This window comes from Nocardioides sp. S-1144, assembly GCF_005954645.2.
GTDB classification, from domain to species: Bacteria; Actinomycetota; Actinomycetes; order Propionibacteriales; family Nocardioidaceae; genus Nocardioides; species Nocardioides dongxiaopingii.
Genome location: NZ_CP040695.2, coordinates 2,213,471 through 2,234,560, shown reverse-complemented (window position 1 = coordinate 2,234,560; position 21,090 = coordinate 2,213,471). Strand labels below are relative to the sequence as shown.

Genomic DNA, 21,090 nt, shown 5'->3' with positions numbered 1-21,090 from the left:
CCGGGCCGCGCCGGTGCCGCTCGCGCGTGGCTCGCGTGGAGGGGGAGCGTAGGGTTGGCACGTGCGCGAGGTCGATGTCATGGGAGTCCGGGTCGAGATGCCCTCGAACCAACCGATCGTCCTGCTCCGGGAGGTGACGGGCGAGCGCTACCTGCCCATCTGGATCGGCGCCGTCGAGGCCACCGCGATCGCGTTCGCGCAGCAGGGCGTCGTCCCGCCGCGCCCGCTCACCCACGACCTGTTCAAGGACGTGCTGGAGGCGACCGGCAACTCGCTGGCCGAGGTCCGGATCACCGACGTCAAGGACGGCGTCTTCTTCGCCACCCTGGTCTTCGGCTCCGGCGTCGAGGTCAGCGCGCGCCCCTCCGACTCCATCGCCCTGGCCCTGCGCACCGGCACCAAGATCGTCTGCGCCGAGGACGTCCTCGACGAGGCCGGCCTGGCGGTCCCGGCCGAGCAGGAGGACGAGGTCGAGAAGTTCCGGGAGTTCCTCGACCACGTCACGCCCGAGGACTTCGAGGCCGACCGCTGACCCCTGCGGTCCGCCACCCCGTGCCGCCCACCGGCGGGAACGGGCACGGCACAGGGTCACCCTCAGCCTGAGAATGAGGGTTCGACACGCCGGGCACCTCTTTGACCGACCACGCCGGCCGTCGTACCTTGAACTGTCTTCGTTGTAACTCCACCGATGTCATCACGGCGTCCTTCCCTCGAGTTGCTACCTGCGAAGTAGACCTGCGGAGGACCGTGTGAACGAGCAGAACCCCCGGACCGGATCCGATCCGGCCACCGATCTGGCGCTCGAATCGGCCGACGAGCAGGGCCTCCTGTTCACCGACGACGTCTCGCCGCTGCCGAGCGACGTCGGCTACCGCGGCCCGACCGCGTGCAACGCGGCCGGCATCACCTACCGTCAGCTCGACTACTGGGCCCGCACCGGGCTCATCGAGCCGACTGTGCGGGGTGCCAAGGGCTCGGGGTCGCAGCGGCTCTACTCCTTCCGCGACATCCTCATCCTCAAGGTCATCAAGCGGCTCCTGGACGCCGGGATCTCGCTGCAGCAGATCCGCACCGCCGTCTCCCACCTGCGTGAGCGCGGCACCGACGACCTGACCCGCGTGACGCTGATGAGCGACGGCGCCTCGGTCTACGAGTGCACCTCCAACGACGAGGTCATCGACCTGCTCCAGGGTGGCCAGGGCGTGTTCGGCATCGCGATCGGCGGCGTGTGGCGCGAGATCGAGGGCACCCTCGCCGCACTCCCCAGCGAGCGCGCCAACGACACCGCCGCCGACACCGCCGCCGCGGCGTCGTCGGCCAGCGACGAGCTCGCCGCCCGCCGTCAGGCCCGCAAGATCGGCTGAGGCACCCCCGCTCCACCGGACACCACGGTTGTCCGTCCGCCTCGTGGCTGCTCGTGGGCCGCGGGGCGGACGTCATTTTCCGCCCCGACCGGGTCCGGCGGGCTCGGTGTCGGGCCGGGTGTCGCGCCGGGTGTCGCGCTGGGTGTCGGGCTGGGTGTCGGGCTGGGTGTCGGGCTGGGTGTCGGGCTCGGTGGGCCGCGCGCCGGTTCGGAGGGGTGGTCACGGGTCCGGTAGCGTGGTCACCGCTGTCGATCCCGCGCGGGAGAGACTTCGTCCCGCGGCCGAGGCTGGTCATGGGCAAGCGCCGAAGGGGCAATTCCTCCCCGGAACCTCTCAGGCACCCGGACCGCGCGGAGCAGGCACCTCTGGAGCACCCGTCGCAGCCGGCGGGGGTGACAGAGGGGGAGGGCCGCCGGTCTGTCGATCCGAGGAGCCTCCGTGTCCGAGCACCCCACCCTGTCCGACCTCGACGGCGCCCTGCCGTTCGTCGAGCGGCACATCGGCCTCGACGCCGACGCCGTCACCACGATGCTGGCCACGCTGGGTTTCGACTCCCTCGACGCCCTGATGGCCGCGGCGGTCCCGGGCGGGATCCGCAGCGCCGAGGCCCTCGACCTCCCGGCCCCGCTGACCGAGGCGGCCGCCGCCCGTGAGCTGCGGGCGATCGCGGCGTCCAACCGGCCGGGGGAGCCGATGATCGGCCTGGGCTACCACGCCACGATCACGCCGCCGGTGATCCGCCGCAACGTCCTCGAGGACCCCAGCTGGTACACCGCCTACACGCCGTACCAGCCCGAGATCAGCCAGGGCCGGCTCGAGGCGCTGCTGAACTTCCAGACCGTCGTCGGCGACCTCACGGGTCTGCCGACCGCCAACGCGAGCCTGCTCGACGAGGGCACCGCCGCCGCCGAGGCGATGACCCTCGTGCGCCGCGGCAACCGCAGGGCGAGCGGCCCCTTCGTCGTCGACGCCGACGCGCTCCCGCAGACCATCGACGTGGTCCGCACCCGGGCCGAGGCCATGGGCATCGACGTCGTCGTCGCCGACCTCACCGACGGCCTGCCGGCCGACCTGCCCGACGGCGCCCTCTCGGGCGTCCTGGTCCAGTACCCCGGCGCCTCGGGCCGCGTCCTCGACCCCCGGCCGATCATCGAGGCCACCCACGAGCGCGGTGCGCTCGCGGTCGTCGCCGCCGACCTGCTGGCCCTGACCCTGCTCGAGGCCCCCGGCGCGATGGGGGCCGACGTCGTCGTCGGCTCGAGCCAGCGCTTCGGCGTCCCGCTCTTCTACGGCGGCCCGCACGCCGGTTTCATGTCCGTCGCCGCCGGCCTCGAGCGGCACCTACCCGGCCGCCTCGTCGGCGTCTCCATCGACGCCGAGGGCCGCCCGGCCTACCGGCTCGCGCTCCAGACCCGCGAGCAGCACATCCGCCGCGACAAGGCGACGTCGAACATCTGCACCGCCCAGGTGCTGCTCGCCGTCGTCGCCTCGATGTACGCCGTCTACCACGGCCCCGACGGGCTCCGGTCGATCGCGACCCGCACCCACCGCTACGCCGCCGTCCTGGCCCGGGCCCTCACCGACGCCGGGCTCGCGCCCACCCACGAGCACTTCTTCGACACCCTGACGGTCGCCGTGCCCGGCCGCGCCGACGACGTCGTCTCGGCGGCCCGCGCCCTGGGCCTGCACCTGCGCCGCGTCGACGACGACGCGGTCGGGATCTCCACGTCCGAGCTGACCACCCGCTCCACCGTCGAGGCCGTGCTCCGGGCCTTCGGGGTGCCGCATGGCCAGCTCGACCTCGACGCCCTCGACCGGGCCACCGAGGACGCGCTGCCCGGCGGGCTGCGCCGCACGACGCCGTACCTGACCCACGAGGTCTTCCACGCCCACCGCAGCGAGACCCAGATGCTGCGCTACCTGCGCCGGCTCTCCGCGCGCGACTACGCGCTCGACCGCGGCATGATCCCGCTCGGCTCGTGCACGATGAAGCTCAACGCGACGACCGAGATGGAGCCGGTGAGCCTGCCCGGCTTCGCCGACCTGCACCCGTTCGCCCCGGCCGAGGACGCCGCCGGCTACCGCCGGCTGGTCGACGAGCTCGAGGGCTGGCTGGCCGAGGTGACCGGCTACGACCGGGTCTCGATCCAGCCGAACGCCGGCTCGCAGGGTGAGCTCGCGGGGCTGCTCGCGATCCGCGGCTACCACCGCTCGCGCGGGGACCTGACCCGCGACGTCTGCCTCATCCCCAGCTCGGCGCACGGCACCAACGCCGCCTCGGCGGTGATGGCCGGCATGAAGGTCGTCGTCGTCAAGGCCGGCGACGACGGCACCGTCGACCTCGCCGACCTCGAGGCCCAGTGCGAGAAGCACGCCGAGACGCTGGCCGCGATCATGGTGACCTACCCCTCGACGCACGGCGCCTACGAGGACACGATCAGCACGCTGTGCGAGATCGTCCACGCCCACGGCGGCCAGGTCTACGTCGACGGCGCCAACCTGAACGCGCTGCTCGGCTACGCCAAGCCCGGGGAGTTCGGCGGCGACGTCTCGCACCTCAACCTGCACAAGACCTTCTGCATCCCGCACGGCGGTGGCGGGCCGGGCGTCGGTCCGGTCGCCGTCCGCGAGCACCTCGCGCCGTTCCTGCCCTCGCACGCGATGCACCCCGAGGAGGCCAAGCGCGCCGGCATCGGCCCGATCAGCGCGGCGCCGTACGGCTCGGCCGGCATCCTGCCGATCTCGTGGGCCTACATCCGGCTGATGGGCGCCGAGGGCCTGACCCGGGCGACCGCGAGCGCCGTGCTCGCCGCCAACTACGTCGCCAAGCGCCTCGCCGACCACTTCCCGGTGCTCTACAGCGGGCACGGCGGCCTGGTGGCGCACGAGTGCATCCTCGACGTGCGGGGGCTGACGAAGGAGACCGGCGTGAGCGTCGACGACGTCGCCAAGCGGCTCGTCGACTACGGCTTCCACGCCCCGACGATGTCGTTCCCGGTGGCCGGCACGCTGATGGTCGAGCCGACCGAGTCCGAGGACCTCGCCGAGATCGACCGGTTCTGCGACGCGATGATCGCCATCCGCGGCGAGATCGACCGGGTCGGCGCGGGCGAGTGGACCCCCGAGGGCTCGCCGCTGCGGGGCGCCCCGCACACCTCGCGCGCCCTCCTCGGCGAGTGGGACCGCTCCTACTCCCGCGAGCTGGCGGTGTTCCCGACCGGGCCCGACCCGGACAAGTACTGGCCGCCGGTGGCCCGCGTCGACCAGGCCTACGGCGACCGCAACCTGGTCTGCTCCTGCCCCTCGCCGGAGGCGTTCGCCGAGCCGGAGCTCGAGCCGGCCGGCAGCGCGTGAGCCTGGGGGTCCGTCTCGCGGCCCTGCAGCGGCGCGGCCGACTGCCCTCGGTGGTCGGCGGCGTGCTGCGCGACGGCGCGCTCGTCGAGTCGGCCGGCGTGCACGCCGACCCGTCCACGGCCTACCGCATCGGCTCGATCACCAAGACCATGACGGCGGCGCTGATCCTCCAGCTGCGCGACGAGGGCGCGCTCGCCCTCGACGACCCGGTCGGGCGGCTCCTGCCCGGCGTCGGCTACGCCGACCTCACGATCGCCGACCTGCTCGGCCACACCGGCGGCATGCAGAGCGAGCCCGCCGGCCCGTGGTGGGAGCGCTCGACCGGCGGCGACTTCGAGGCCCTCGTCGCCGCCAACGACGGCACCGGCGCGGTCGCCGGGCCGGGTGAGTGGTTCCACTACTCCAACCTCGGCTACGGGCTGCTCGGCGAGGTCGTGGCCCGGCTGCGCGGGGCACCGTGGTGGGACGTCGTGGCGGCCCGGCTCCTCGAACCGCTCGCGATGACGCGGACGACGTACGGTCCCGACGCCGAGCGCGGACCCCACGCGCAGGGGCACAGCGTGGAGCACTTCACCGGTCGGCTGGCCCTCGAGCCGCACACCGACACCGGCGCGATGGCGCCGGCCGGACAGGCCTGGAGCACCGTGGCCGACCTCGCGGTGTGGGCGGCGTTCCTCGCCGGCCGGCGACCCGACGTCCTCGCGGCGGCCACGCTCGCCGAGATGGGGGCGCCGCGCCTCGACCCGTCCTACGGGCTCGGCCTGCGGGTGCTCGACCTCGGCCCGGACGGCGCGCGGCGCTTCGTCGGGCACACCGGCTCGATGCCCGGCTTCCTGGCCAGCCTGTTCGTCGAGCCGGCCAGCGGCGACGGGGCCGTCGTCCTGGCCAACGCCACGACCGGCCTCGACGCCGACGGCGTCCCGCACGACCTGCTGCTCGCCGAGGAGCCGGCACCGGTCGAGCCGTGGGTACCGACCACCTCGGTGCCGCCGTCGGTCGAGCCGCTGCTCGGCACCTGGTTCTGGGGCAACTCCGCCGTCGAGCTGCGCTGGTCCTCGGACCGGCTCGAGGTCCGGTCGCTCCAGAGCGGGTCGCTGGCCCACACCTTCGAGCTGCGCGACGACGCCACGATCGTCGGCGTCTCGGGCTACCACCGCGGCGAGACGCTGCACGTGCACCCCACCCACCTCGAGTGCGCGACGTTCGTCTACACCCGGGTGCCCTACGACCCCGCGGCGCCGATCCCCGGTCGCTGAGGCGCCGTTCACCTCGGTCGGCTACTACTTGGCCCGTGAGGGACCACCACGAGATCGAGCGCGCCTACGCCGTCGACCCGGACGCCGAGCTGCCGGACCTGACCGAGCTGCCGGGCGTCGTCCGCGTCACCGAGCCGACGACGGCGACCCTGGTCGCCACCTACGTCGACACCGACGACCTGGCCCTGGTGCGCCACGGCGTCACCCTGAGGCGGCGCACCGGCGGCGACGACGCGGGCTGGCACCTCAAGGTGCCGGCCGGGCTCGGGCGCGACGAGCTCCACCGCCCGCTGGGCCGCACCGAGACCGTCCCGGCCGGGCTCGCCCGACAGGTGCTCGGCTGGACCCGGGGGCGGGACCTGCGACCGGTCGCCGACGTCGAGACCCTCCGCACCGCCCGGCTCCTGCTCGACGCCGAGGACGCCGTCCTGGCCGAGGTGGCCGACGACCGGGTCACCGGACGCGCGGTCGGCCGGCTCGGGGCGGACGCCGTGACCTGGCGCGAGGTGGAGGTCGAGCTCGTGACGGCGCCGCCGGCGTTCCTCGACGCCGCCGACGCGCCGCTGGCCGCGGCCGGGATCCTGCCGCGGACGGTGCAGCGCAAGATCGCCTCGGTGCTGGCCCACCGGCTGCCCGAGCCGGCCGAGGCCCTCACCCGACGCGCCCTCGACGGGCCTGCCTCCGCCGTCCTGCACGCCCGCCTCGCCGAGCAGGTCGCCGCGCTGCTCCGCGCCGACTGCGACGTGCGGCGCGGTGTCGACGACGGCGTCCGCCGGCTTCGGGTCGCGTCCCGGCGGCTCCGCGCCGCCCTGGCGACGTTCGGGCCGCTGCTCGACCGCGACCGCACCGACCCGCTGCGCGCCGAGCTGCGCTGGGTCGCCCGGACCCTGGGCGCCGGCCGCGACGCCGAGGTCGCGCAGGACCGGCTGCGGGCCCTGGTGTCCGAGGTCCCGCGACGCCAGGTCGTGGGCCCGGTCCGCCGCCGGATCGACCGCACCCACGCCGACCGGCGCCGCGCGGCGGGCACGCACGCCGCCGACGTCCTGGCCTCCCGGCGCTACCTGCGGCTGCTGGGGCGCCTGGACCGGCTCGTCGCCTCGCCGGCGTGGTCCGAGCGCGCCGACCGGCCGGCCGCGGAGGTCCTGCCGAAGCGGGTCCGCAAGGACCTGCGGCGCCTGCGCGAGGCCGTCGGCGTCGCCGAGGCGGTCGCCGCGAGCGACGGTGCCGGTCCGGCGCACGACGAGGCGCTGCACGACGTGCGCAAGGCGGCCAAGCGGCTGCGCCACGCCTGCGAGGTGCTGGAGCCGCTGTGGGGCTCGGACGCCCGGCGGCTGCGCAAGGCCGCCCAGGACGTGACCCGGGTGCTCGGCGAGCGCCAGGACACCGTCGTGGTCCGGGCGGACCTGCGCCGGATGGCGGCCCGCGCGACCGCCGACGGCGAGAGCGCCTTCACCTACGGCGTCCTGCACGAGCGGGAGCAGTCACGCGCGTCCGTGCTGGAGGGCGAGCTCGCCGCGGCGTGGGGTCGCCTCGACAGCAAGAAGCTGCGGCGCTGGCTGGGCTGAGCGGGCCACCGGCGCCCACCGCCCACACCCGCCGCACAGCAGCGGGACAGGAGCGGGCGGGAGCCCGCCGGCCGGCGGTCTCAGGCGCGCCCGAGACCTCGGACCTCGCCCTGCCCGGCGTTGCCGCCGCGGGGGGCGAACGCGAACCAGGTCAGGATCCGGCCCCGGGTGCGCACGCGCTTCGCCGCACCGGGAGGCAGCTGCACCACCCGCTGCGCGACGCGGGGCTCGACGGGAGAGCCGCCGAACACCAGCACGGTCACCCGCCGGTCGTCCGGGTTGGCCAGGCGGACGACGTGGGGTGCGACCTTCCGGGCGCGCACCGGCCGGGTGCGCTCGACGACCACGGTGATGGTCCCCGGGGTCAGGAAGTCGCGGTCGCAGGCGTAGTAGGTGAGCCGGTAGGTGCCCGGCCGGAAGGAGGTCGAGGTGAGGTCGACCGGCCGGTCGTCGCGGTCGTCATGGTCGTCGTGGTCGTCGTCGTCGGCCGCGGTCCCGATGAGGATGTTCTGGCCCGAGGTCAGCGGAACGCCGTCCGGGATGTCCACCCGGCAGACCGCCAGGTCGTCGCCGTCCGGATCGGTGTCGTTGCCGATCGCGTCGACGAACACGCTCCCGCCGCCGCGCACGACGACCCGGTCGTCCTGGGTCACCGGCGCTCCCGGTCGTGGCGGGTCGGCGTGGGCCGGCGCGACGGGCACCAGGACGCCGAGCGCGAGGGCGGGGCAGGTGAGGGCGGCGGCGAGGAGGACCGCACGAGGACGACGAGGCACGGCCGAACCCTACGGCGGACGGACCGGTCGTGACCGGGGATTCGCCTAGACCGCCTGGGAGACGCTCGACATGTTGAAGTCGGGCACCCGCAGCGCGGGCGTGGCGGTGCGGGAGAAGTAGTCGTCGCCCCACTCGCGGCTGAAGCTCGGGACGGTCTCCGAGGCGTGGGTGAACCGGCGGAGCAGGTCGACGGGGCTCTCGTTGAACCGGAAGTTGTTCACCGACCCGGTGACCTCGCCGTCCTCGACGAGGTAGACGCCGTCGCGGGTCAGCCCGGTGAGCAGCAGCGACTGCGGGTCGACCTCGCGGAGGTACCAGAGACAGGTGAGCAGGAGACCGCGCTCGGTGCCCGCGACGACGTCGGCGAGGCTGCCCCGCCCGCCGTCGACGTCGAGCACGAGGTTGTCGACGGCCGGCGTCACCGGCTGCGAGGTCATCGCGGCCGAGTGCCGGGTCTGCAGGAGCGAGGTGAGCTCGCCGTCGCGGATCCAGTCGGTGCGCCCGAGCGGCAGGCCGTTGTCGAAGACCGAGGAGGTGTTGCCCGACGAGGTCGCGACGGTGAACGGCGCGCACCGGAGCGGGTCGTGGGCCGGGTCGCTGTAGAGGTGGACGCCGCGCCTGGCGATCGTCTCCCCGATCCGGGTGCCGGTGGGGCGGCGGCTGTAGACCGACTGGCCCTCCCAGGCGTCGCGCGCGCCCGCGGACCAGTAGGCGTCGATCATCAGGTCGGCCACCGCGGTCGGCGGCAGGATGGTGTCGTAGCGCCCGGCGGGCAGGTCGACACGACGGTGGCCCCAGGCCAGCCGGCGGGCGACCTCGGACTCGATCGCGAGGGCGTCGACGTCGGTGAAGTCGCGGGTGGCGCCGCCGACCCAGGCGCTCTCGGTGCGCCCCTCCGGCGTGGTCGTCTTGCCGGTGCAGCCGTAGTGGCCGGTCGGCTGCACGTGACGCAGTCGCAGCCCGGTGGAGGAGCCGAGGTAGGTCGTCGTCATCTCGTGGTTGACGAACCCGTAGAGCACCCGGCGCCCGGCGTCGGCGACCCGGAAGGCCTCCCCGAGGGCCGGGGCGAAGACGTCGTAGACGTGGATGTCGGTCGGCTCCGGGGCGTCGTCCCAGTCGGTGCTCGCCGGGACGTCGCGGACCAGCGGGTTCACGTCCTCGGCCGGGGAGGCGGCCCGGGCGGCTGCGTCGGCGGCGGTGACCAGCGCGGTGACCTGCGCCTGGGTCGTGGCGCTGCCGGTGACCGACCCGGTGGCCGCCCCGACGAACGAGACGACGGTGACCGAGACGCCGTGCATGACGCCGTTGGTGGTGAGGGTGTTGTTGGCCCAGCGCAGGTTGGCGCTGGTGTGGTCGCGCACGATCACGACGCAGTCGTCGGCGACCGACGCGGCCAGCGCCTGCTCGACGAGGCTCTGGGGGTGCAGGGGAGTGCTCATCAGTTGCCGCCCTCCTCGAGGGTGTTGAGGATCCGGACGTCGCGGAACAGCGACGTCGGGCAGCCGTGGCTGACCGCCGCGACCTGGCCGGGCTGGGCCTTGCCGCAGTTGAACGCGCCGCCGAGGACCCAGGTGTCCTCGCCGCCGACGGCCTCCATCGAGTTCCAGAAGTCGGTCGTGGTGGCCTGGTAGGCGACGTCGCGGACCTGGCCGACGAGCTCGCCGTCCTTGATCGTGAAGAAGCGCTGGCCGGTGAACTGGAAGTTGAAGCGCTGCATGTCGATCGACCACGACTTGTCGCCGACGACGTAGAGCCCGCGCTCGACGCGGCCGATCAGGTCGGCGGTGCCGGGGGCGTCGGTCGAGGGGTCCGGCTGGAGGGAGACGTTGGCCATCCGCTGGATCGGGATGTGGCCCGAGGAGTCGGCGTAGGCGCAGCCGTTGGAGCGGCCGCGGCCGTCGGGTCCGGGGTTGAGTTGGGGCAGCATCACCCCCATCGGCCGGTCGAGCTGGTAGCCGACCAGGACGCCGTCCTTGATGATGTCCCAGTTCTGGGTCTGCACCCCCTCGTCGTCGTAGCCGATCGTGGCGAGGCCGTGGTCGACGGTGCGGTCGCCGGTGACGTTCATGACCGGCGTGCCGTACTGGAGGTGGTTCAGCTTGTCGGTGGTGGCGAACGAGGTGCCGGCGTAGTTGGCCTCGTAGCCCAGGGCGCGGTCGAGCTCGGTGGCGTGCCCGATCGACTCGTGGATGGTCAGCCACAGGTTGCTCGGGTGGATGACGAGGTCGTAGGTGCCGGCCTCGACGCTCGGGGCCTTGAGCTTCTCCGCGAGCAGCTCGGGGACCTCGGCGATCTCGGCGTCCCAGTCCCACGCGCCCCGGTCCCGGCTGCCGACGACGTACTCCCAGCCGCGACCGGCCGGGGGAGCGATGCTGGCCATCGAGTCGAAGGTGTCGGCGCCGGCACCCATCGCCTCGAACCCGGGCATCAGCCGCACCCGCTGCTGGGTGGTGCGGGTGCCGGCCAGGTCGGCGTAGTACTTGTTCTCCTGCACCTGCTGCACGAACGCCGTGGCGTGGTCGACGGCGGCGCCGGCGCGCAGCCGCTCGGTCCAGTCGATGAGCAGCGCGGCCTTCTCGGCGACCGGCACGTCGAGCGGGTTGACGTCGTAGGCGCTGACCCACGTGACGTCGTCGTAGACCGGCTCGTCGGCGATCTCCACCGGGCGGCTGGTCATCGTGGCGGCGACGTTCGCGACGGCGACCGCGGTCTCGGCCACCCGCACCGCCTCGTCGGTCGTCAGGACGACGCCCGCGGCGAACCCCCACGAGCCGCGGTGGATCACCCGCACCGCGAACCCGAGGTCCTCGGCGTCGCTGGCGCCCTGGAGGACGCCGTCGCGCACCGAGAGGTCCTGGTAGCGCACCCGCTCGAGCCGGAAGTCGGCGTGGGTGACGCCGAGCTCGCGGGCCCGGGTCAGGGCCGCGTCGCCCAGCGCGCGGTGGGGCAGGTCGGCGAACGTGGGATCGAGTCCACTCATGGGAGCGAACCTAGTCCCTCCCACTAGGGTGCTGCTCGTGCGTATCGGACCGTCGTGGCTGGGCATCGGCGCCCAGCGCAGCGGCACCACCTGGCTGACCGACCTCCTCGTGCAGCACCCCATGGTCGGGCTGGGCACCAACGGCAAGAAGGAGCAGCACCTGCTCCACAAGGTCGGCGACGGCGTCGTGCCGGAGGCCGAGTACCTCGACCTCTTTCCCGACGACGGCGTGCGCCGCGGCGACTGGACGCCGCAGTACCTGCGCCACGCCACGACGCCGGCCGTCGCGGCGCGGCTGCTGCCCGGCGTCCCGGTGCTGGTGGTGCTGCGCGACCCGGTCGAGCGCTACCGCTCCGCCATGCGCCTGGCCGCCACCCGCGGCCGGTCGTGGCCCTACCCGGTGCCGATCACCGTGCAGACCTGGACCGGCTGCTACGCCGACCAGCTCGACATGTGGGCGGCCGCGGTCGGCCGCGACCGGATGCACGTGCTGGTCTACGAGCAGGTCCGCACCGACGCCCAGGCCGCCGTCGACCGGCTCTGGTCGGCGCTCGGCCTCGACCCGGTGCCACTCTCCGCCGTGGAGGAGGAGTCCAGCTCGTCGTCCCGGGCGGAGTGGGACTGGACCCCCGGCCTCCGCGAGACCCTCCGGACCCTCTACCGGCCCCAGGCCGACCGCCTCGAGCGCGACTGGGGCCTCGACGTCTCCACCTGGACCTCCCTGCACTGACTGCCTGACTGCCTGCCCCCACCCGCCGAGTCGGCGTTCGGGTTGAGTGCTGGCGCCGACTCGGCGCGATCCGACTTCACCTCCGCGCCGACTCGGCGTGATCTGACTCGACCTCCGCGCCGAGTCGCGAGGGGCTGGGTCACCCGCTGGGGCGGTGGGTGGGGCGGTCGGGCCTGCCTACCGTCGAGACATGGCTACTGACACGAGCAAGAAGATCGCGTTCCTGACCTCCAACGAGGGCATCGAGAAGGCCGAGCTGGTGGAGCCGTGGCAGGCGGTCGTGGACGCCGGCCACGAGCCGGTGCTGCTGGCCCCCGAGGCCGGGGAGGCCGACCTGTACGAGCACCTCGACAAGGCCGGGTCGCAAAAGGTCGACGCGACCGTCGGCGGGGCCGACGCCGGCGAGTACGACGCCCTGGTGCTGCCCGGCGGCGTGGCGAACCCCGACGCCCTGCGCCTGGACGCCGACGCGGTGGCCTTCGTCCGCGACTTCGTGGCCTCCGGCAAGCCGGTCGCCGCGATCTGCCACGCGGCCTGGGTGCTGGTCGAGGCCGACGTCGTGCGCGGACGCGCGGTCGCGTCGTGGCCGAGCCTGCAGACCGACATCCGCAACGCCGGCGGCGAGTGGCGCGACGAGGAGGTCGTCACCGACGGCAACCTGATCACCAGCCGCAACCCGAGCGACATCCCGGCGTTCAACAACGCGCTGCTCGAGGCGCTCGCGCACGGAGCCGCCGGCACCTCCTGACCGGCCACCCTCAGACCGGCCGCCTCCCGACCGGCTGCATCAGGGCCCGGCTACCGGCGCAGGCTCACCGTCGAGCCGCGCCGGTGCTTGGCCACGTGCAGCTGGGTGGGGATCCGGTCGCGCATCTCCGCCACGTGGCTGACGACGCCCACGACCCGGCCCCCGTCGCGCAGCGAGTCGAGGGTGTCCATGACGTCGTCGAGGGTGTCGGCGTCGAGCGACCCGAAGCCCTCGTCGACGAAGAGCGTGTCGAGCGTCGCGCCGCCGGCCTCGTGCGAGATGACGTCGGCCAGCCCGAGCGCGAGGGCGAGGGAGACCACGAAGGTCTCCCCGCCCGACAGGGTCGCGGGGTCACGTGACTCGCCCGACCAGTCGTCGCGCACGAGCAGGCTGAGTCCGCCGCGGGACTCGCCCGCGCCCCGCTGGCCGGTGTGTTCGAGGGAGTAGCGCTGGTCGCTCATCCGGGCGAGCCGCTCGTTGGCCGCCGCGACGACCTGCGAGAGCCGGTAGGCCAGCACGTAGGCCGAGAGCCGCATCTTCAGCAGGTTGTCGGCCGACTTGCCCTCGACGAACGCCGAGAGCCGGGCCACGACCCCGTGGTCGCGCCGGACCGGCGCCCAGGCCGCCAGCTCGTCGTCGAGGGTGTCGAGCAGGCCCGCGAGCCGTTCGGTGCGCGCCGAGTAGCGGCTGACGTCGGCCGCCGCCGCCCGGACCCGCGCCTGGGCCTCTACGTGCCGGCGGTCCAGGAGCTCGACGTCGGGCAGCGGCGCGGCGTCGTCGGGGCCGGCGTCGCGCAGCACCTCGGTGACGGCCTCCAGCCGGCGCTCGTGCCGGGTCACGGCCCCGTCGAGGGCGCGCAGCGCCCCCGGCTCCAGCGTCGCGGCCAGCGCGTCGGCGAGGTGGTCGAAGCCGGCGTCGGAGACCGCCACGGCGACGGCCCGGTCGGCCTCGAGCCGGCCGTCGGCGGCGGCGCGCGCCTCCTCGGCGGCCCGGTCGGCGGCCCGGCACAGCTCGGCGGTGCGCCGGTGCGCCTCGTGGACGGCGTCGAGGTCGGCGTGGTCGCCGAGGACGGCGGCGAGCTGGGCGCCGAGCGTCGCCTCCTCCTGCGTCAGCCCGCCGCGCTCGCCGGCGAGGCGGAAGTCGGCGGCGAGGATCTCGTCGCACCGGTGCTCGAGGTCGACCAGGGCGCGCTCGTCGGTGCTCAGCCTCGCCTCCAGCTCGGGCAGCCGGCCGGATGAGCGCAGGGCCGCGGCGAGCGCGTCCTGCAGCGAGCCGAGCCGCTCGGCGAGGTCGGTGACCGGGTCGTCGCCCACGCGCGCCTCGGCCGCGGCGAGCGACTGCTCCAGCTCGCGCACCTGCTGGTCGAGGGCGTGCTCGACGACCTCGGCGTCGGCCACGGCGTTGAGGGCGGCCTTCTCGGTGGCGGCGTCGGGCGCGCCGGGGGCCGGCCGCGCCTTCGCGGGGTGCTCGCCCGACCCGCAGACCGGGCAGCAGCCGCCGACGACCAGGGCCACGGCGAGCTCGGCGGCCATGCCGTCGAGACGCAGCCGCTGGACGGCGAGCAGCGCGTCCTTGAGCACGAAGGTCTGCTCGCGGGTCTCGAGCCAGCGCTCGCGCACCTCCTGGACCCGGGCGCGGAGCACGACGACCTCCTCGTGGGCGTCGAGACGGGACCGGGCGTCCTGGGCGGACGCCGTGAGGACGTCGACCCGGCGGGTGTCGTCGCGCGCGTGGGCGACGTCGGCGCGCAGCACCGCGAGCCGGTCGGGACGCACCGCGCGCTCGTGCTGCACCCGGCCGAGATCGTCGGCGAGCTGGGCGCGCCGGTCGTCGTTGTCGCGCAGCGCGCGCCGGACGGCGGCGAGCCGGTCGGCGTGCGGTCGCTGGGCCCGGGCCTCGGCCGCGGCGGCGAGGGCCCGGTCGGCGAGGGCGGGGAGCCGCTCGGTGCGGGGGACCTCACCGAGCCGGTCGGCCACGGCACCGAGGGCGGCGTCGGCAGCGGCCGTGGCGCGGGTCGCGGCGGCGCCCGCGGCGCCGGCCTGGTGGTGCCACGGGACCACGACGGCGGCGCGGCGGGCCGCATCGAGGCGCGCCCGGTCGGCGCGGTGGGCCGGGGTGCGGTCGAGGAGCGCGTCGCGCTCGCGGCGCGCGGCGACGAGACGCTCGCGGCGGGCGACGTCGGCGCGGGCGGCCTCGAGACTGACCCGGGTGGCCTGCTCCTCGACCCCGGCCGCGGCGAGGCGCTCCTGCGACTCCTCACGCGCGGACACCGCCTCGGCCAGGCAGGCCTCGACCCACCCTCGCAGCGTGTCGTCGTCGACGGCCGGCGCCAGGTCGTGGACGTCGACGCCGTCGGGCAGCGGGGCGGCGGCGGCCTCGCTGACCCGGCTGACGACGTCGGCGACCCGCTGGTGCCCCGCGGCGGACTCGTGGCCCAGGGCGATCCGGCGCTCGCGCAGCCAGCGCTCCACCGCCTCGAAGCGGCCGGTGCGGAAGAGCTGCTGCAGCAGGCGGTGCCGCTCGTCGGAGCGGGCGCGCAGGAAGGCCTGGAAGCGGCCCTGCGGCAGCATCGCGACCTGGGTGAACTGGGTGAGGTCGAGCCCGAGCAGCCGGACGACGAGGTCGCCGGTCTCGTCGAGCCGGCTCGACAGCGGCTGCCAGTCGGGGCCGACCCGCTCCGAGACCGTGACCTTGGCGGGTTCGGTGGTGGTGCCGGCGCCGCGCTTCTTGGGGCGCTCCCAGGCGGGGGAGCGCACGATGCGGAAGCGGCGTCCCGCGAGCGTGGCCTCCAGTGTGACCCGCGGCGGCGTGGTGGCGTCGGCCTGGTCGGAGCGCAGCCGCTTGGCCTGGCTGCGGTCGCCGGGCACGTCGCCGTACAGCGCGAAGCAGACGGCGTCGAGGACGCTGGTCTTGCCGGCGCCGGTGGCCCCGGACAGCAGGAACAGCCCGGCCTCGGACAGGTCGTCGAAGTCGATGCTCGCGGCGCCGGCGAACGGGCCGAACGCCTGGATCTCCAGTCGGTGCAGCCTCACGACCCGACCTCCGTGGCCGGGCGCAGCAGGGTGTCGGTGTCGGGGTCGTCGCAGCACGCGTCAACGGCACGGAAGAGCTCGCGCAGCTCGTCGGCGCCCGGCGCGGTGCCGCGCAGCTCGACCATGAACTCGCGGGCGACGTCGTGGTCGCGGCGCGCGTCGGCGGCGGAGGCCCCCGGGGCGCCGATCGTGGTGCGGGTGGCGGCGAAGGCCAGCACCATCGTGTGGGGGAAGCGGCGGCGCAGGCGCTCCATCGCCTGCAGCGGCCGGGCCGGGTCGGTGAGGGTGGCCTCCACCCACGAGGCCTCGTGCTCGGCGAGGGCGGGGTCGCTGAGCAGCTCCTCGACGGTGCCCCGCAGCCGCACCAGGGGTCGCGGGACCGGCGCCTCGACCAGCTCGGCGTGGGTGGCGCCGTCGGCGGCGAGGTCGACCAGCCAGGAGCCCTTGCGGTGCCCGGCCTCGGAGAACGAGTAGGCCAGCGGCGACCCGCTGTAGCGGATCCGGTCGCCCAGGACGTGGGAGCCGTGGAGGTGGCCGAGCGCGACGTAGTCGACGCCGTCGAAGACCGAGGTCGGGACCCGGGCCACCCCGCCCACGCTGATGTCGCGCTCGGAGTCGGAGGGCTGGGCGCCGGCGACGAAGGCGTGCGCCAGCACGACCGACCGGGTGCCGCGCCGCCCGGCCAGGTCGAGGCGCACCCGACGCATCGCCTCGGTGAGGGCGGCCTGGTGCGAGCGCTGCTCCAGGCCCCACGGGTCGGCGACGGCGTGCGGGTCGAGGTACGGGATCCCGTGGACGGCGACCGGGCCGTGGGCGTCGGCGAGGAGCACCGGGGTGCCGACCGCGCCGACGTCGGTGCGCAGGTGGACGCCGGCGGCGTCGATGAGCCGCGAGGAGAACCCGAGGCGCTGCGCGGAGTCGTGGTTGCCGCTGGTGAGGACGACGGCCGCCCGCGACCGCGCCAGCCGCACCAGCGTCTCGTCGGCCAGCCGCACCGCGTCGACCGGCGGGAGCGCGCGGTCGTAGACGTCGCCGGCGACGACGACCAGGTCGACCCGCTCGGACTCGACGACCTCGAGCAGGTGGTCGACGAAGCGCTCCTGGTGCGCGAGCATCCCCTCCCGGTGGAACGACCGGCCCAGGTGCCAGTCGGAGGTGTGCAGGATGCGCATGACGACCACGCTAGGGGTGGGCACCGACAGCGGCTCGGAGCACGCGCCGACCGGAGCCGGCCGGTGCGGACCGGCCCCTCAGGAGTAGCGCACCGCGCGGCCGGGCCGGGTGAACCCGTACAGCACGAGGCCGGACCGCCGGGCCAGGTCGACGGCGAGGCTGGTCGGCGCGCCGACGGCCACCAGCGACCCGGTGCCGACGGCGACCGCCTTCTGCACCAGCTCGAAGCCGGCCCGCGCGCTCACCACCAGGCACGCCTCGGCCGGCGGCAGGCCGGCCAGCAGCCGGGCGCCGCTGACCTTGTCGACGGCGTTGTGGCGCCCGACGTCCTCCCGGACGACGAGCAGCTCACCGGCCGCGGTGGCGAGCGCGGCGGCGTGCGCGCCCCCGGTGCGGTCGAAGACCCGCTGGTGCGCCCGCATGAGGTCGGGCAGCCCGCGGACGACGTCGTCGCCGGGCAGCTCGCCCTCCCACCGGCGGACCTCACCCGCCAGCGCACTCGTCACGCTGTCGGTGCCGCACACCCCGCAGGCCGACGAGCCGGCGGACTGCGCGGCGTGCTGGTGGGGGAGCTCGGGCGGCTCGGCGTCGAGGGAGACCGTGACGACGTTGAACTCCTGCTCGGGGCGCAGCGTGGTGTCGGTGCAGTAGGCGACGCGGTCGACGCGGGGCGCCAGGCCCTCGTGGAGCACCCAGCCGGCGGCCAGGTCGAAGTCGTTGCCCGGCGTCCGCATCGTCACCCAGACCCGGCGGGCCGGTGCCCCCGGCCACTGCAGCCGGATCTCGAGGGGCTCCTCGGTGATCACCCGGTCCTCCCGCTCACGGGCGGGACCCTGGTCACCAGTGGTGACCTCGGTGACCCGGAGGCGGACCGAGGGGCCGGGACGGCGCTCTCTCACGGCTCGACCTCAGGCGACCGGGTAGGCGGCACGGACGGCGAGCTGGCGATCGAGGTCGTCGACGGCGTCGGCGACCCGGCGCGCGACGGCGGGCTCCAGCACCCCGGGGGCAAGCAGGGTGCGGAGTCGCTCGAGCGTCGCGGCGTCGACGTGCGAGGCGGGGAAGAACGCCGTCGCCGCGACCGCCAGCACCCACCCGCTGCGCACCGCGCCGGTGCCGGGCAGGTCGGCGACGTAGCGGTCGACGTACTCGGCGGTCAGCTGCTCCTGCCCGCCGCGCCACATGCCGGTCCCGGCGGCCTCCAGCTCGTAGTTCGACACCTCGACGGCGCCGGTGAAGCGCTCCCAGGCGTAGGCCTTCGCCTCCGGGGTCGGCAGCGACGCCGTCGCCCCGGTGTGGTGGACCCGGTTGGCCGAGCTCTCGGCCGCCGTGAGGGCGGCGTCGAGCTCGGCCCGGTCGGTGCCGCCGAGGACGGCCAGGCGGGTCAGGAGCCGCCACCGCAGGTCGTCGTCGAGCGTGATCCCGTCGGGGCTCGCCTGCAGCCAGGCGCGCAGCGTGGCCGGGTCGCTCGCGGTGCGGATGCCGGCGCGGTAGGCGGAGAGCTGCAGCTCGGAGCCGGGCTGCTGGAGGACCAGCGAGGCGACCGCGGCGCGGTGGAGGCGCTCGAGCGCCCCGGTCGCCGCGGCGGGCACGACCTCGCCGAGGAGCCACGGCATCGTGTGCCGGCCGGTGTCCTCGGTGTCCTCGGCCGGGAACGCGGCGACGGCCAGGGCCACGACCGCGTCGGGGGCGATCGCGCCCTCGGCGTAGCCGCTCTTGACGTTGTTCCAGGTCCCGGCGCGGAGCCGGTGGTCGGTGACGCCGGGCAGGACGTCGACCAGCGCGGCGACCGTCTCGCCGTCGGGCACGTAGACCGCCCAGCTCTCCTCGTGCGGGTCGAGGACGACGGCCGCGCCCGGGGCGACCGGCGGCGCCGGCGTCTCGTCGGCCGTCAGCGTCACCGGGGTCGTCGTGGCCCCGCCGGGGGTGAGCACGACGACGTCGAACAGGTGGGACCGCTCGGCCGGGGCCGCCGGGGGCGAGTGCCGCAGCACCAGGCCGCGCTCGCGGTCGTGGCGGACGACGTCCGGCCCGGCCTTGCGCAGCCACTCCCCGACGACGGGGGAGAGGTCCTCGGCGCCGGCGCGCTCCCAGCTCGCGACGAGGTCGTGCATGGTCGCGTTGCCGAAGCGGTGGCGGTCGAGGTGGTCGACGACGCCGGCGAGGAAGACCTCGTCGCCGAGCCGGGTGCAGAGCTGGCGCAGGATGCTGGAGCCCTTGGCGTAGGAGATCCCGTCGAAGTTCTGCAGCGCGGTGAGCGCGTCCTCGGCGCCGTTGCCGGCGACGGGGTGGGTGCTTGGCCGCTGGTCGGCGCGAAGGCCCCACTGCCGCCGCGACCACGACACGTGGGTCCACGCGTCGTCGTACTCGGTGACCTCGGCGGTGACCCGGTTGCCCATGTACTCGGCGAAGGACTCGTTGAGCCAGAGGTCGTCCCACCAGCGGGGGGTGGTGATGTTGCCGAACCACTGGTGCGCCATCTCGTGCGCGACCGTCGTGGCGCGCAGGATCCGCTTGCCGCGGGTCACGCGGGTGTCGAAGACGAGCTGGTCGCGGAAGGTGACGCAGCCGGGGTTCTCCATCGCGCCGGCGTTGAACTCCGGCACGAAGGCCTGGTGGTAGTCGCCGAAGGGGTAGCGGATGCCGAAGAGCCGGTGGAACTCGTCGAAGCACTGCCGCGTCATGGTCAGCAGCTCGTCGGCGTCCTTGTCGAGGTGCCGGGCCAGGCTCTGCCGGCTGCTGAGGCCGAGCGGGATGCCGTCGTGCTCGTCGCGCACGACGTGGTACGGCCCGGCGACCAGCGTGACGAAGTAGGTCGACAGCGGCTGCGTCGGTCCGAGCTCCCAGGTGCCGGGCTGCTGCCCGCCGCCGTCGACGAGGGCGGCCGGGGCGTTCCCCACGACGACCCAGTCGTGCGGGGCCCGGACGCGCAGCGTGTACGGCGCCTTCAGGTCGGGCTGGTCGAAGCAGGCGAAGACCGTCGGCGCGGCGTCCATGAACGACATGCCGTAGACGTAGTGCCGGCCGTCGGCGGGGTCGACGCTGCGGTGCAGGCCCTCGCCGTCGTTGCGGAACGGCATCACGGCGTCGACGACGAGCACGTGGGTGCCGGGCGTGGTCTCGAGCGGCAGGCGGCCGCCGGAGAGCAGGTCGGGGTCGAGGGGGCGGTCGTCGAGCCGGACCCCGTTCAGGCCGACCGGCTTGAGGTCCACGAACGTCGCGCCACCCCGGCTCTCGAAGGTGATCGTCGTGACGGAGCGGAACCTCGCCTCGTCCGAGGCGAGGTCGAGCTCGACGTCGTAGGAGGTGACGTCGAGCAGCTCGCGGCGGGCGAGGGCTTCGGTGTGCAACAGGCTCCGGGTGGACGCGACGCTCATGGCGCCGACCCTAACCGGGCCTCCTGATCAGCCCCGGCCGCGGCGGGAGGCGAGGTCGAGCACCCAGTAGTGCCGGTAGGTCGCGCCGGCCCGGTGGCCGTGGCCGATCCCGATCTCGCGGAAGGGGCTCATGATCACCGCGCAGTGGCCGGGGCTGCCGAGCCAGGCCCGGACCACCGCGGCCGGTGTCGCCTGGCCGGCGGCGACGTTCTCGCCGTACGACGTCCACCGGTAGCCCTCGCGCCGGATCCGGTCGCCGGGGTCGCTGCCGTCCGGCGACTCGTGGGACACGAAGTCGCGCCGCGCCATCAGGCGCGCGAACCTCCCGGCCGCCCGGTCGAGGCGGGCCTCGCGCACGATCCGGGGGACGGCGCGGTGCTCGACGCCGCCGCAGGTGCGGGCCTGCGAGCGGGCCCGGTTGACCAGCTCGAGCACCCGGCCCAGGCGGACGGCCGGGGCGCCGTGGGTGCGGGAGGCGTCGGTGACGGTGGCGGTCACGGTGGCGGGGGACGGGGGCGTCTGGTCCGCGGCTGCCCGGGCCGCCGGGGCCAGCAGGGCCACCACGAGCAGGGCGGGGACGAGCAGTGCCAGGGGCGGGTGCGGTCGGCTCATGCCGTCATTGTCGTCCGGGCCGGCTGCGGGTCCGGGCGGCGGCCCGGCGCGCGAGGGCCCCACGAGGGACGACCGACCCCGGGCGGGTGGCCCGGGGTCGGTCGCAGGTGGTGCGCGGTGGTGCG

15 protein-coding genes and 1 riboswitch are annotated in these 21,090 nt (G+C 75.1%); of the genes, 7 read left to right on the top strand and 8 right to left on the bottom strand.

The genetic code is table 11. The features are described 5' to 3' along the window. Positions 1-61: 61 nt before the first annotated feature. The 5 genes from FE634_RS10520 to FE634_RS10495 all read left to right on the top strand — a co-directional run bounded on the left by FE634_RS10520 (position 62) and on the right by FE634_RS10495 (position 7,539). Positions 62-532: a bifunctional nuclease family protein gene (locus tag FE634_RS10520; RefSeq protein ID WP_137295554.1), complete on the top strand. Its 471-nt coding sequence runs from the start codon at positions 62-64 to the stop codon at positions 530-532. 217 nt (positions 533-749) lie between these two features. Continuing rightward, positions 750-1,364: a MerR family transcriptional regulator gene (locus FE634_RS10515; RefSeq protein WP_137295553.1), complete on the top strand. Its 615-nt coding sequence runs from the start codon at positions 750-752 to the stop codon at positions 1,362-1,364. 249 nt (positions 1,365-1,613) lie between these two features. Then, positions 1,614-1,723, top strand: a riboswitch (glycine riboswitch). A gap of 79 nt (positions 1,724-1,802) precedes the next feature. Next, positions 1,803-4,718: an aminomethyl-transferring glycine dehydrogenase gene (gene gcvP / locus FE634_RS10505; RefSeq protein ID WP_148240570.1), complete on the top strand. Its 2,916-nt coding sequence runs from the start codon at positions 1,803-1,805 to the stop codon at positions 4,716-4,718. Next, positions 4,715-5,974 carry a serine hydrolase domain-containing protein gene (locus FE634_RS10500; protein WP_148240569.1) on the top strand — a complete coding sequence of 420 codons (1,260 nt, stop codon included), beginning with the start codon at positions 4,715-4,717 and terminating at the stop codon, positions 5,972-5,974. Before gcvP ends, FE634_RS10500 begins: the two co-directional genes overlap by 4 nt. A gap of 35 nt (positions 5,975-6,009) precedes the next feature. Continuing rightward, positions 6,010-7,539 (top strand): CYTH and CHAD domain-containing protein, encoded by a 1,530-nt coding sequence (locus FE634_RS10495; RefSeq protein ID WP_138875843.1) that lies wholly within the window; start codon positions 6,010-6,012, stop codon positions 7,537-7,539. A gap of 80 nt (positions 7,540-7,619) precedes the next feature. Here FE634_RS10495 and FE634_RS10490 read toward each other — a convergent pair whose 3' ends face one another. Genes FE634_RS10490 through FE634_RS10480 form a run of 3 tightly spaced genes read right to left on the bottom strand, consistent with a single transcriptional unit; the run spans position 7,620 to position 11,293 of the window. Continuing rightward, a complete protein-coding gene (locus FE634_RS10490) occupies positions 7,620-8,312 on the bottom strand; it encodes a hypothetical protein (RefSeq protein WP_138875842.1) in 693 nt (230 codons plus the stop codon). 45 nt (positions 8,313-8,357) lie between these two features. Further along, a complete protein-coding gene (locus FE634_RS10485; RefSeq protein WP_138875841.1) occupies positions 8,358-9,752 on the bottom strand; it encodes a metallopeptidase TldD-related protein in 1,395 nt (464 codons plus the stop codon). Then, a complete protein-coding gene (locus FE634_RS10480) occupies positions 9,752-11,293 on the bottom strand; it encodes a TldD/PmbA family protein (protein WP_148240567.1) in 1,542 nt (513 codons plus the stop codon). Before FE634_RS10480 ends, FE634_RS10485 begins: the two co-directional genes overlap by 1 nt. Positions 11,294-11,330: 37 nt before the next feature. On the opposite strand from FE634_RS10480, the gene FE634_RS10475 reads away from it, so the two are divergent. Together FE634_RS10475 and FE634_RS10470 are read left to right on the top strand one after the other, a co-directional pair. Further along, positions 11,331-12,023, top strand: coding sequence for a sulfotransferase family protein (locus FE634_RS10475; RefSeq protein ID WP_187366671.1), 693 nt, complete (start codon positions 11,331-11,333; stop codon positions 12,021-12,023). 190 nt (positions 12,024-12,213) lie between these two features. Continuing rightward, the gene (locus tag FE634_RS10470; RefSeq protein WP_138875839.1) at positions 12,214-12,771 is read left to right on the top strand and encodes a type 1 glutamine amidotransferase domain-containing protein; all 558 of its coding nucleotides are present in this window, start codon (positions 12,214-12,216) and stop codon (positions 12,769-12,771) included. 50 nt (positions 12,772-12,821) lie between these two features. Here FE634_RS10470 and FE634_RS10465 read toward each other — a convergent pair whose 3' ends face one another. The 5 genes from FE634_RS10465 to FE634_RS10445 all read right to left on the bottom strand — a co-directional run bounded on the left by FE634_RS10465 (position 12,822) and on the right by FE634_RS10445 (position 20,965). Beyond that, entirely contained in the window at positions 12,822-15,803 is a 2,982-nt protein-coding gene (locus FE634_RS10465) for an AAA family ATPase (protein WP_148240566.1), read from the bottom strand. Beyond that, positions 15,800-16,975, bottom strand: coding sequence for an exonuclease SbcCD subunit D (locus FE634_RS10460; RefSeq protein WP_138875838.1), 1,176 nt, complete (start codon positions 16,973-16,975; stop codon positions 15,800-15,802). The genes FE634_RS10465 and FE634_RS10460 overlap by 4 nt, the downstream gene beginning before the upstream one ends. Positions 16,976-17,053: 78 nt before the next feature. Then, positions 17,054-17,875, bottom strand: a complete 822-nt coding sequence (locus FE634_RS10455) for a formate dehydrogenase accessory sulfurtransferase FdhD (protein WP_138875837.1) — start codon at positions 17,873-17,875, stop codon at positions 17,054-17,056. Positions 17,876-17,884: 9 nt separating this feature from the next. After that, positions 17,885-20,353: an aminopeptidase N gene (pepN, locus tag FE634_RS10450; RefSeq protein ID WP_138875836.1), complete on the bottom strand. Its 2,469-nt coding sequence runs from the start codon at positions 20,351-20,353 to the stop codon at positions 17,885-17,887. 27 nt (positions 20,354-20,380) lie between these two features. Further along, complete coding sequence (locus tag FE634_RS10445) at positions 20,381-20,965, bottom strand: CAP domain-containing protein (RefSeq protein ID WP_138875835.1); 585 nt, start codon at positions 20,963-20,965, stop codon at positions 20,381-20,383. Positions 20,966-21,090 lie beyond the last annotated feature (125 nt).